Source organism: Emticicia sp. SJ17W-69 (assembly GCF_051209875.1).
Taxonomy (GTDB): Bacteria; Bacteroidota; Bacteroidia; order Cytophagales; family Spirosomataceae; genus Emticicia.
Genome location: NZ_JBNTQY010000001.1, coordinates 4,948,724 through 4,962,443, shown reverse-complemented (window position 1 = coordinate 4,962,443; position 13,720 = coordinate 4,948,724). Strand labels below are relative to the sequence as shown.

The window sequence follows — 13,720 nt, the reverse complement described above, 5'->3', positions numbered from 1 at the left end:
CAATCATAAAAGCCCTTTGAAAGGTTTTGGATTATGGAAAAAGATAATTTACAACATCAAGATATACCTCATGGAAGTGGGGCAATCTACAATATGGTTCGTTGGTTAGGCAATAACCAAACTACTGTTTATATCTTCACAGTAATGATATTTATGGCTGGTTTGGGTATTTATTTTAACCTACCAAAAGAACAGTTTCCTGATATTAAAGTACCACAGATTTATGTCCAAACGATTTATTTTGGAACAACACCTGCCGATATTGAGAACGTTATTAATAAGCCAATTGAAAAGCAATTGAAGACGATTTCTGGTGTAAAACGTATCAAATCTAATGCTTTGCAAGACGTTTCGGTTATTTTAATTGAATTCAACCCTGATGTAAAAGTAGAAGCTGCTTTGCAAAAAGTGCGTGATGCCGTTGATAAAGCCAAGCGTGATTTACCACAAAAACTCGATAGTGGCCCTACGGCACAAGATGTAAACTTTTCAGAATTTCCGATTATGAACATCAACTTGGTAGGAAATTTTCCCCTTGCAAAATTGAAAGATTATGCCGAGCAATTGCAAGATGAAATTGAGTCATACCCAGAAATTACGAAAGTTGATATTGTTGGTACATTGAAGCGTGAGATTCAGATTAACCTTGATTTATATAAAATGCAGGCCGCAGGTTTGACATTTTATGATATTCAAAGTACAATTCAAGGTGAAAACGTGAATATTTCAGGTGGAGAATTGAACGTTGATAATGTTCGACGTACGATTCGTGTAAAAGGTGAATTTAGTACTGTTGAACAAATGAGGAATATTCAAATTCGTAGTTCGACAGGAGCAACGGTTCGATTAGGTGATGTAGCTGATGTGATTGATAGCAGTGAAGATCGTCAAGATTTTGCTCGTTTAGATGGAAAATCAGTTGTGACGCTCAATGTTGTGAAGCGTGCAGGAGCAAACGTGATTGCAGTTTCAGAAAGAATTGAAGCATTATTAGAAAAATATCGTTCAGACCGTTTTCCACAAGGTTTGGAAGTGAGAGTTACGGCTGATACTTCGGAAAGAGTCAAAAGCAGTATTGCTGATTTGGTCAATACCGTAGTCTTAGGATTTATTTTTGTGGTAATTGTATTGATGTTCTTTATGGGTGTGCGTGATGCCATCTTTGTTGGACTTTCAGTGCCACTTTCTGCCTTGATTGCCTTTATTCCGCTTTGGTTCTCAGGTTTTACATTGAATACAATTGTGCTTTTTGCCTTCTTGTTAGGTCTCGGGATTGTGGTGGATGATGCCATTGTGGTTATCGAAAATGCTCACCGATTGTTTAATAGATTCAAGAATTTGAGTGTAAAAGAAGCCGTTGCTTTGGCTGCGTCAGAAGTATTCTTGCCTGTATTGTCAGGAACTTTGACAACCATCGCTCCATTCTTTCCACTATTATTTTGGCCTGGAATCGTTGGAGAATTTATGAAGTATTTGCCAATTACTTTGATTTATACACTTTTTGCTTCATTGATTGTGGCTTATGTGATGAATCCAGTTTTTGCGATTACGTTTATGAAACGTCATGAAGAGCAAGACATAGATACAAGTTTCCGTGGTATTCAGCGACCATTGATTATCATGGCGATTATTGCAGTACCAGCATACTTTATTAATGTTGGTGTAGGTAATTTCATTGTTTTGATGGCAATTCTCTATGTATTCAATCATTTTGTATTGACACCAAAAATCATTATGCCATTCCAAGATGGTGCTTTACCACGTTTCAAACAAGCGTATCGTAATCTTATTTCTTGGGTAATCGTAGGTTATCGCCCAGTGTATGCTGTTTTGAGTATGTTTGGTGTATTAATCATGACATTTGTATTGTTGGGTATCGTAAAACCAAAAGTTATTTTCTTCCCAAGTGGTGACCCTGACTTTATTTATGTCTATAATGTGATGCCAGTAGGTACAGATGCACGTCTAACAGACTCTGTAACAAAAGTGCTTGAAAAGAAGGTTTTTGCAGTAATTAAACGAAATAAAGCAGAGAAAGCAATTAATTCTGTGATCTCAAATGTTGGTAAAAATGCAGGAGATCCTTTCAATCCTGACCGTTCGGCAACGCCTCAAAAATCTAAAATTACCGTTGCTTTTGTGAAAGCAGAAGAGCGTGGAGATATATCTTCTGTCAAGCTTTTGGAAGAAGTTCGTAAAGAATTGCAAGGAATTCCAGGTAGTGAAATATCGGTTCAAAGAGAAAACAACGGCCCGCCAACTGGAAAACCTATTTCGGTTGAAATTGCAGGAGATGATTTTGACCAACTCATTAGCATCGAAAAAGAAGTTCGCAAAAGAATTACAGCAGCACGAATTGAAGGTATTGAAGAATTGAAGTCAGATTTGATTACAAACAAACCTGAAATCATTGTTGATGTTGATAAAGTGAAAGCTCAACGTGAAGGTATAAGTACTTCACAAATTGCCTTGGCGATTCGTACAGCCTTATTTGGTGCTGAAATCTCGAAGTTTAGAGATGATAAAGACGAATACCCGATTCAATTACGATTGAAGGCTGATGATAGAAATCAAATAGAAAAACTGTTAAGTTTGAATATAACTTATCGTGATATGAATATGGGTGGTGTTTTACGTCAAGTACCATTAAATTCGGTGGCAAGTGTGAGTTATTCAACCACTTTTAGCCAAATTAATCGTACAAACCTACAACGTATTATTACACTTGGTTCTGAAGTTTTGAATGGCTATAATGCCAACGAAATTGTGGCAGAAATACAAAGTAAAGTAATTGACCAAATGGATGTACCGAGTGGTTATACTGTGAAAATGGGAGGAGAGCAAGAAGCACAGCAAGAAACAGGAACATTCTTGGCAGGAGCGTTAGTAGCAGCGGTTTTATTAATTTATTTGATTTTGGCAACGCAATTTAACTCGGTTATCAAGCCAGTAATCATTTTTGTTACAATCTTATTATCATTTATCGGTGTTTTCTTAGGCTTTATGGCTTTCGGAATGACATTCTCAATCTTGATGTCAGGTGTTGGAATCATCGCTTTGGCAGGTATTGTGGTGAAAAATGGTATTTTGTTAATTGAATTCACTGACGAATTACGTAGTAGAGGTTATGAACTTAAAGCTGCCATTGTTGAAGCAGGAGGGGTGCGTTTAACGCCCGTTTTATTGACAGCATCAGCAGCCATTCTTGGACTAGTTCCTTTGGCTCTTGGTGTAAGTTTAGATTTCGTTACCTTGTTTACAGAACTGAATCCACACTTATTTTTCGGAGGAGAAAGTGCAGTTTTCTGGGGAATTTTGGCTTGGACAATCATCTTTGGTCTGAGTTTCTCAACAGTGCTTACATTGGTGATTGTACCATGCTTGTACTACATCAATGAGCGTGTAAGAGACAAATGGTTTCGCAAGAACAAAACTGTTGAAGTAGTTGAAGAAGCTGAGGTGGTTGAATAAACAATTTTCTCTTTACAAAAAGCCCCATTCTTTTAAAGATTGGGGCTTTTTGTATATATAATAATTACAATCATAAATTTTACACTTCTAAAATAAATTTTGGTCAATACTCAAAAAAAGTCATTTGCATACAATGTGCGTTGTTCATCCCCCTTTTTATTAAAGGAAAAGGACTTTTTTTTATCTTGTTGCAGAAAAATAAATTTCAGCTAATCACACACAAGAATTTCTATTGAAAACGATAGAAATAATAGAATAGTCCCAAGACTATGCACACACGAATCTCACACCATTTGCTACTATTGGTATTTTTACTAATATCCAATTTCCTTTTTGCCCAAAACTATCCCGTTACGTGTACACCCATCGTTAAGCCAAGTTTCTCTTTGAAATGGTCAGAAATTAGTACCAGTACCGAGATGTTTAAGGTGCATTTATTGCTCAAAGATTTGACCAAGCCTTCGGTCGATGTTTATCTCAAAATCCGTTTGTCAGGTGTTGGTGTGGATATTCGTACCGTTGATGGGTTTATTCCAAGTCAAACCATACACTTGAATCCAGGTAGTGCAACCTTGCTTACTTCGGCAGACTTGGCCGAATATTTTAATATTTCAAATTTGGCGGTAGATGGCATTGACATTAGTACCCTCTATGCAGGTGGAAGATTACCCGAAGGACTTTATACTTGGACTGTGGAAGCCTATGAAATTGATAGAGATCGACAAGTCTCCAATACAGGAATGGCTTTGATGAATGTTTTCAAAAATTATCCGCCCATCATCAATATTCCACAAGATGGAGCTATTCTTCCTGTTACAAATCCTCAAAATATCTTATTTTCTTGGACAAGTCGAAGCACCGCTTCACTCAATGCAGCTCAAGGGAAAACTTTTAAACTCCGTATTTATCCATTAAATACTGGAGAAGACCCAAATATGGTAGCTAATAGTGGCATTCAACCCATTGAAATAACTACCACTACCCCATATTTCAATTATGGAGCAGCTAATATTCCATTAGAAAAAGGTAAAAGATATGCAGTTCAAGTGCAAGAAGAAGATATTAACGGTTTTGATGATTATGAAAATGAAGGCAAAAGTCAAGTAGTGAATTTTAGTTTTGGACAGCCTTGTTTAGCTCCCGAAGGTTTGATTATCAATCCAATTGAGAAAGGAAGAGTGGAACTTACTTGGGAGCAAAATGATGAAACATCAACAACAGTTTGGTACAAACAAAGTCGAAGTAATGTTTGGAATAATTTAACTGTTGAAGGAAAAAGCACTGTTGTTTCAAACTTGAAAGACAAAACTACTTATGAATTTAAAGCTAGCTCTAATTGTGGAGCAAATACCAAGGCCTTTGGTGCTTTAGATAATAGCAATCCAGTCATTGGTGAACCAAGTTCTGAGAGAATTGAGTTTATCATTGACGATTCCATTTTTGATGAAAAAATTGAAGAAGTAGACTGGGTGGCATTCCACCCTGCTATTCTTGACCCATATAGCATCAAAGTTGAATTATTGAGCGATGGAACTTCAATTAAACCCAAGAGTGTAGCAGATATATTTGAAAAAATAATTAAACCTAAATGTGCTAATAACACCAGCTCTTATGAAGAATGTAGCATTGACCATCCAAAAATCCCAATTCCAACAGGTGAGGATTTGACTTCTTTAGCTATTGGTGATGTATTGGGCATTTATGATTATGCTGTTTTGGTGACAGAAGTGGGTGGTGGAAATGCTTTTTCGGGTAAAGGCTTAGTGAAACTTCCTTTCCTGGATGGAGCTTTTATGGCAGTTGAGTTTTCAGGAGTAAAGATTAAAAAGGGAGAAGAAGGTACGCATGGTGGTTGTGTTTATGAAGTTCCTGATGCTGGTTATTTCCGTAATCGAAATATTAGTCAAGGTGAACTGCAAAACGAACAAATCAAAACCATTGCCGACATCATCAAGTTGACCGACCCTACAATATTTCATGGAGATTTGGAAGCTACTTTGCTCAAATACAAACAAAAAGGCGAAGAAATAGCTATAAATGGAACAGCTACACCACAAGAAAAGCAAGATTTATTGACTTATACCAAAGGAATTGAAGTAGCTATCAACACTTGGAAAGAGAAATTTGCCGAAACATTTGCTGAAGAAAGTAATCCAAAAATATCGGAAATAATGGACGATATCAAAGCTATTATCACTCAATTGAATGCCGACAAGCAAACTATTGAAAATGGGAATGGCTACCCAATCATCCCTAATTTGAAGGAAAAGATAGATGCTATTATTGAGAAAATCAAAGTATTGCAGGAAGAACAAAAGCCTAAACTACCAAAAATACAAAATGTTTTAGCATCGAATATTAGTTATAATGATGCCACTATCACCTGGCAAGGCGACCCTCATTTTACGAAATATGTAATAAGCTACAAAACTGCCGATGGTGGTGAGTTGATAGAAACAACTAATTCAAATCGTTTATTACTTAAAAATCTACAAGAAAATAGTGTATATAGATTTAAGATTGAAGGGTATGTAGACGAGAAGCTGGTGGACAATTATAACAACGGGACATTCACAACTTTACAAAATAAGCTACCAATACCCGAAAATGTAAAGCAAGTAAAAGTAAATGACAATACTTTGACTTTAACGTGGGATAAAAACAAATTACATGATAGCTATAAGGTAGTTTATAAAGATAAAAAAGGTATTATAAGCATTGTTTTTCCTAAATCTAATACCGTAACCTTAAAGGATTTAGTGCCTGATGAAAATTACGAGTATAGCATTGTTGCTGTGGGTAATAATACTGAAAGCGACCCAGCCAAAGGAGATTTTACAAGTAGCTTATGTCATGGATTGATTGAAATCACAACTACAAGAATTATCGAAGGTTCAACCATAACGCTTTCTGCATCTTCCTCATGTATTGATAATATTAGTTGGGGAAATGTGACTTTAACTAACCAAAGAAGCATCAATGTAACACCCAATGAAACAACTACTTATGAGTTAAGTTGTACTGTAGAATTTAAGAATGGAGAAACAAAAGTTTGTAATGATAAAGTAAAAATAACAGTTGAAAAAAAATGTTCTGATGTTGTGGCAAGAGCTACCACTTATGACATTACACAGAGCGAAGAAGTAGGATTAATTGTAAAAGGTTGTAGCAGTGATGTTATTTGGAAAGATGAAAAATTGACTACGGTAAATACCAATAAAATTTGGTTAAATGTTCCCTCAAAACCACAAACTTATTCGGTTTATTGTAAAAATACAGAAGGCAATACGTGTGCTTTTCAACTACCTACTATTAATATTAATTGTCAAATAAAACTGCTTGAAAATGACAATGATGCAGATGAAAATGTTTGGGGAACTCCATCGGGTTCAAAAATGATAACGCTGTTGGGTTGTGAAAATGGAATTGTAGATTGGGATTTTTCTAAAGAAGGTCAAATAAATGGCAAAGAGATAAAACCAAATCAATTTCTTATCTCAAACATCAAGCGGAGTAGAGAGGCAAAAATTAAAGCGTCATGCACAAGATTTGGGCAAAAATGTGAAACGGAAGAGTTGACAATAACAAGACCTAACGTTCTTTGTGGGGAATATGCGGGCAGCAATCCACACACTTTATCAATAGAAGATGGTAAGATTAAAATTGTTTCAAAATGGTATAATAATGAAGCCAATGCAAATTGTTCAAGTATTAAATGGTCTGATGGAACACTAAGCAATTCTAATAGCGGAGTAAATCATATAAAGTATTTTTCAATACCTTCAAAACCTGCTGTTTTTGAAGGTATTGCATTTGTTTATGGCAGTGGAGATAACAATAGGAGAGAATGCCCATTCAATATTCCCTATAATCCAGTTATTAAAGAGGTACAAGATAACATCATTCCAGAAGTAATTTGCACACCTTTCGTCGCAACAGCCAGTAAAACTAATTTTGATTGTGATGATAAAATACAATTAAGTAGTAAATGGTGTGGAGTAACCGAGACAAATACAGGAATTGTTACGTGGGAACCAGAGATTCCTCTAACTGGAATTGTTACGCCAACAGTCAAAGAAATAACTTATAAAGCCACTTGTCAGTTTGATGGTCATACTGTCACAAGTGAGGTAACACTTAGGCGTAATCCGCCAAAATTATTTGTTGGTTTATCTGATAAATCCTATAATGAACTTTTTTTTAATAATATCCTTGCTGGAAAAACGGTAAGTTTACAATCATGGGGTTGTTATAATGACAACTGTCAAAGTGGTACTGTTGAGTATTATTATCAATATTACTCACTCAATGGTCAAGCTTTGGGTTTTAATAAAGTAACAAATAATACAATTTTGATTAATGGTACTTATCGAAGTATTGATTTCAAAGCTAAATGTTTAATCAGTGGTGCAGAAGCAAGTACCAAAAAGTTTGAGATTTATGTGCCTAATCCTTGTGACTTTAATGCTTTGGTTGATGATGGACATAATAACCCTCCCAATGTACAAGATGGATTGGCAAGCATCAAGATAAGTGGTTGTGATTTAGGCACACTTTCGTGGAAAAATTCAAAGGGTGGGCATGGCGATATTAATATTTCGACCATGAAAATAGAGGATAACAACTCAGGAAGCGTTGCTTATCAAATCACTTGTCATTTGAATGGAAATGTATCAACCCAGCCATTTTGCGATAAAGAAGTAATCATTTACCGACCAGAAACAAAACCTATCATAACAGATGAGACCAAGTGTTCAGATTTTTTTAAAGAAGATACATATACTTATAAGCTATCAGTTGCCTCTGGTGTAACTGGTTCAGAACCGACCTATACACCCAAAGAAAAAGCACTTTTTGCAGGAATACTTACAAGTAGCAATGAAGTTCAAGTGAGATTAGCTTCAAGTAATTGCCCAAGTAATATAGTGACTTGGTATGATAGTGAAGGAAAAAAGATTGGGGATAAAAGTATGATAACGATTGCCTTTCCGAGCAAATCGCCAGCTACTTATACTTCGGAATGTAGCATGACAACAAACAATGGAAAACCCTTGAAATGTACTACTAAAGTCTCCATTACTTTTAATTTAGAATATATCATAGAATTGAATAAAATTCTAAAAAATGACAGAGTATCAACCCTCCAAACCACTGAACTAAGTAATACCCAACAAGATAACATAGTAAATGAAGCCTCAGAAAATGCCAACTGTGGCTTTATGACCACCCAAAAAGCCGTAGGTGATATTCTCAAAAACCTGATTTGTGATAATAACAAATTGGTAATGGAAGCCCCAATAACCAACGAAAAAGTAGAAATTATAAAAAATACAATTCTTGAAAATCCTATTTTTCAAGAAAAAGGTATAAGCCTACCACCAATTTCTGATGCCATGATTTTGGAAATCGCATCAGATAAAGATAAATGCAAAACAGCTATTGATGGTTTGATAAAAGATATAGAAGGTAATTCTTTGAAGGAGGATTTTAATACTTTGGCTATTGACCCTAATTTGATTGATGAGGTTGTTGAGAATATTCAAAATAATTTTGCCATTTCTTTATCAAACCCTGACATCAATACCACTGCTAAAACTTATAAAATCGGTCAATATTCTGTTACTTTTTATATTGATGTTGAAAAAGTAGGTGATTATTACCAAATAAATGGCAAGCAATATGCACCATTATATTATGCAGGCTCAAAAGGATTTATTGGTTTTTATGACAAAGATATTTTGGCAACTATTACGCCAAATGAAAAAGGAGAATATCCTAAAGGTGTGCTTGATAGTAAAGGTGCTTGGTTATTGCCAAGTGCGACTACCTATAAAGTTGAATCCTATCAAACTCTTGTTGAAACTACAATACCTACCTTACAATCTGATTTTTTAGAGCCTTTTGCTACTTATTGGAAGGCTTTGCATAAATGTACTGATACAGAATTTAAGGCTTATGAAGAAGGCATTGTACCCGAATGCTTCTGGCATGGAGTAGGAAATCCTAATTTTGCACAATTGGCAGGGTTAATTGATGAAACTTATCGAACAGGTGTAGGCTTTGGTAAATTCACAAAACCATTCAATAATATAGATGATTTATTAAGAGAATACCTTTTGGGTATTACTTGTGAAGATGAACTTTGGGGTAACATTAAAAAAATAGACAAACTCGAAAATGAAATAAGAAAACTGAATTATGATGCAGATATAATCAATTTTGTTGTAGAGCAATGGAAAAATGAACAAATAGAAACATTAGCCGAAGATATTGCGGCGTGCGATGAATATGTAAATTTTAAACAAAAGCTACCCCAATTTGCAGACATTGTATTAAATTGGGACACTTGGGCTAAGACTTTTGAAAACCTGCCCGATAACATTGACAAATATGTAGAAACGTTTGCCAAAGATTTGGATAATGTTGGCACTTTAAACGATTTACAAAACTATGCCATTGGCAAAAGATTGTTTGAAGTAGGGAGTATTTTTGCCACCGCAGGAGGAGCAAATGCTGCTGAGGTTGGGGTAAATACCCTAAGAAACTTACCCAAACTGCCAAAAAATATACCTTTACGAATAATTGAGCAAACATCAACAGAGATTAAAGTAATTGCTGAAGGCGAAGCAACAGATTTATTTATTGTTAATAAAGAAGGTGTTTATACAACAAATCGTTGGTTTACAAGTGTTGGAGGCATAACTACAAAAGTTGATGAACTAAGCAATGTTCATTATATCAATAAAGTTGGAAGTTTTCAAACGGGTACTATTGATGTAATTGAAGATGCAAGTGGTAAGAAATGGTTTAAACCTTCGGGTGTTATTTCAAGATATGCTAATTACCCAAATATACAAAAACTTGCAACTCATGTATTAGATGAAGTTGATAATTTAGCAGATGATTTATTGCCTACTTTAGAAGCTGATTTAACAGGTAATAGTGCATTGAAAATAGCTTTTGAAAGTGATGTTGATTTAGTAGATATTTGGAAACTTATTAAAGAACCTAATGCTGAATTAGTTAAAAAAGTTGGAAAAATAATTAATACAAGAAAAACAAATCCAATAGAAAGAATAAAACAACTTGGTAAAGACCTTGATAAAGGAGAAGAGTCTATAATAGAAGGGGAAGCAGGTTTTGAAATAGAAGAACGATATGGATACTTTGAACGATATAAAGCCATAGACAATACAACAAAAGGTGATTGGATTTCTTTAAGTGGACAATACAGAGGAAAAACTTTTGATGAAACGGGTGGTGGAATTGCTGAAATGGCTATTAGTGAATTTGCAAGAAAACCTTCACAAAAAAGAAAATTCTTTGAATCGTTAGATATACATTTTTTAAAGCCTGATTATGTTGTTTTAAATCTTACTAATATGAAACGATTAGAACCTACTTTATATGCTGAAACGATTGATTATATTACAAATAAATTTGGAACAAACAAACTTATAAATATTACAAAATAATGGGAGCAGAACCAGTTTTTTTTAATAAAAAATATTACATAGAAAATAACCAAATTGTATCTAAGGTACAGAAATTCATGGAATTGTATTTGAAGGAATATAAACACCCAGAATGGTTTTATGAAGCATTAGATGATTTAAATAGTAATTTCCATATAGCTCATGGAAAATTTTTTTTCGATGAAGAATTAATTGATAAAGAAAATAGCAGGTTGGATTATGCGATAAAAATGATTGATTTAACATTAAAAAAGATGGAAAGTATTAACAAAAGAAAGTTTATTGAATATATAAGAGAAAGTTTAAAAGGTTCTTGGTGTGACTTAAAGCCCGAATCTTTTTATGATGAAAACTGGATGGAAGAAAATGAAACTTATGAAAAATATTATATAGGTGTTTTAAAGAGTTTAAAAGAAATTATGAATCCTTAAGGTTGGACAGTATTCCAAATTTGGGGATTAGTATTTTGAGCGTTGGTTTACAGGAACAGGGGCAATAACAAAGGTTGATGAGGTAACCAATGTTCATTTTATTGATAAAGGAAGTAGTTTCAAAACGGGTACCATCGAATTTGTTGAAGATACCAATGGCGACAAATGGTTGAAGGCAACAACTACTGCTTCTCGTTATGCTAAATATCCAAACATACAAAAGTTAGCTACCCATGTTTTAGATGAGTTAGATGGATTATTATGGGATGATGCAATTTTAAGTAGTTTAGAAGCGGATTTAGGCAAATCAACTTTAAAACAAGCACTTGAAGGAGATTTAGATTTACTATATTTATGGCAAACAAGTAAACAGACGACGCTTGCAAATTTAACAATATTAAAAAATCAGTTACAAAAAATAGGTTATTCAGATTTTAAAACAATTGATTTTCTAAAAAATGCCGATGGTATTTATTATGGAAGTAAACTTATTTATGCTGACCCATCTGTTACGGCAGAAGACATTATTAAAGGCTCTCCAAATGAATTGGCTTTTTTAGAAGAAATTTGTAATAGAAACAATACTAAAGCCTACACACCTGTAAGCACTAAACAAGCGGCAATTGATGGAGTTTTAGCTTTCAATAATGAATTTGTTCAATTGAAAACGAATTCGTATGGCAATATGATTGGTTATATAAATGATGCTTATACTTCCGCAAACAATGCTAATATAAAAGGAGTACATCTTTATATGGAAATTACAGATGTTAATTCAAGTGTATCTTCAGTTGTATCTAAATGGAGAACGTCAGCTCCTTCATCTAATGTGAAAATAATAAATAATGGCACAATCTCAACGATAACAGTAAAAACAAATACAGGTTGGGTAGATTTAGATTTAACATTAATAAAATAAAAAAAATGATAAGAGAGGGAAGATTTATAGAAAACATATTTAATTCTCAAAGAGAATTTGATACCAAATGGTATCCATTTACCAAACAATATTATTTGTTCAGTTTTCAAGTACTTGTTGCTGAATACGAAGAGTATAGTCCTCAAAATTCGTTTTTTGAAGACTTAAAAAGTGCTTTTGAACAATTTGCATCATCATTTAAGTTTATTAGATTTCATGAATTAGAGATGATTTGTCCTCCATTATTTGATGGGGAAAGTTTTAATAGAACAAAAGAGATTGGTATTGAAGCAGTATATACCTTATTAAAGAGATATGATGAAACAAAATTATCATTGATTTTTAACCTGAGTGAGTATGAAGTAGAAGAAATTTTTTCAATCGGAATTAGTTTAATTTATCAAGGTATTGATGGAGAAATTATAGAAAATGAATATCGGGCATCAGATTTATTACTTTTTATAGATAATAGAAGTGGAAAATCTCAACTATTCATTTCTTTCGATTGGAATTTTGGAGCCGAATGGTTTTACAACAAATACAAAGAAGAAAACATAGCAATTGTAAGAAAAGCAATTATAGATTTCTATGAAAGCAACCCTGATTATAAAGAATTAAAAATTGACTATCAACTATATGGTTTTGATTTGGAGCTGGAAAAATACACATCAAAGGAGGTGATTGTTAAAAAGAATTTAGGATAGAAAAACAGCCTCTCATTATGCCAATTATCCAAATATACAAAAACTTGCAACGCATGTACTTGGTGAAGTTGATAATTTAGCAGATGATTTATTGCCTTCTTTAGAAGCAGATTTAGCGGGAAATAATATTTTAAAAACGGCTTTTGAGGACGATGTGAGCTTGTTAAATACTTGGAAAAATGTTAGATACGTAACAGTGCAAGTATATTAAGTTATGTGCATTATAAGTATGAGAAAGGAAATTATACTTCTTCTCATATTTTCACAACGCATTATGGATTTTGCTATGCTACTTTAAGTGACAGTAGTATATTAATTAAAGATTACTCAAAATTTGAAGATAATTTTTTGGAAACATTCGGTTCTTCATTTGCCAAAGCAATACAAGCATGTATAAAAAATGATAATGTTGAACTTGCCAAACAAATAGAAAAATTAGTGCAACATATCAATAAAAAAAGTATTGCAAAACATTATGTAGGCTGTATAAACGCTTTTAAGGGTATTTTACAAAAAGATAAATATCTAACAGAACTGGGCATTAAAGAATTTAGTTCCCTCAGAGTCTCCCGAAGGCACGTAGGGGACGGCGAGGGTTTATGCGAAAAAGGAGATTAAAATATTCATCCAAAAATATAGACCAATGCCTCAGAGTCCCGTGAAAAACGGAGACTCTGAGGGAACGAATAGCGTACGAAATAAAGAGAAAATTAAATCAAC

Annotated in this window: 6 protein-coding genes; all 6 read left to right on the top strand. The window is 33.8% G+C overall.

The annotated features are described in order from the left end of the window. The first annotated feature begins 93 nt into the window (after positions 1 to 93). The 6 genes from ACQUQZ_RS20300 (at position 94) to ACQUQZ_RS20275 (ending at position 13,618) form a co-directional block, all read left to right on the top strand. On the top strand, positions 94 to 3,471 hold the full coding sequence (locus ACQUQZ_RS20300; protein ID WP_435357668.1) for an efflux RND transporter permease subunit: 3,378 nt from the start codon (positions 94 to 96) through the stop codon (positions 3,469 to 3,471). A gap of 269 nt (positions 3,472 to 3,740) precedes the next feature. After that, positions 3,741 to 10,946 (top strand): fibronectin type III domain-containing protein, encoded by a 7,206-nt coding sequence (locus tag ACQUQZ_RS20295; RefSeq protein ID WP_435356917.1) that lies wholly within the window; start codon positions 3,741 to 3,743, stop codon positions 10,944 to 10,946. Continuing rightward, the gene (locus ACQUQZ_RS20290) at positions 10,946 to 11,377 is read left to right on the top strand and encodes a hypothetical protein (protein WP_435356916.1); all 432 of its coding nucleotides are present in this window, start codon (positions 10,946 to 10,948) and stop codon (positions 11,375 to 11,377) included. The genes ACQUQZ_RS20295 and ACQUQZ_RS20290 overlap by 1 nt, the downstream gene beginning before the upstream one ends. A gap of 169 nt (positions 11,378 to 11,546) precedes the next feature. After that, positions 11,547 to 12,296, top strand: a complete 750-nt coding sequence (locus tag ACQUQZ_RS20285) for a hypothetical protein (protein WP_435356915.1) — start codon at positions 11,547 to 11,549, stop codon at positions 12,294 to 12,296. A 5-nt stretch (positions 12,297 to 12,301) separates the two neighbouring features. Then, complete coding sequence (locus ACQUQZ_RS20280; protein ID WP_435356914.1) at positions 12,302 to 13,000, top strand: hypothetical protein; 699 nt, start codon at positions 12,302 to 12,304, stop codon at positions 12,998 to 13,000. Between the two features lie 216 nt (positions 13,001 to 13,216). Next, entirely contained in the window at positions 13,217 to 13,618 is a 402-nt protein-coding gene (locus ACQUQZ_RS20275) for a hypothetical protein (RefSeq protein ID WP_435356913.1), read from the top strand. Positions 13,619 to 13,720 lie beyond the last annotated feature (102 nt).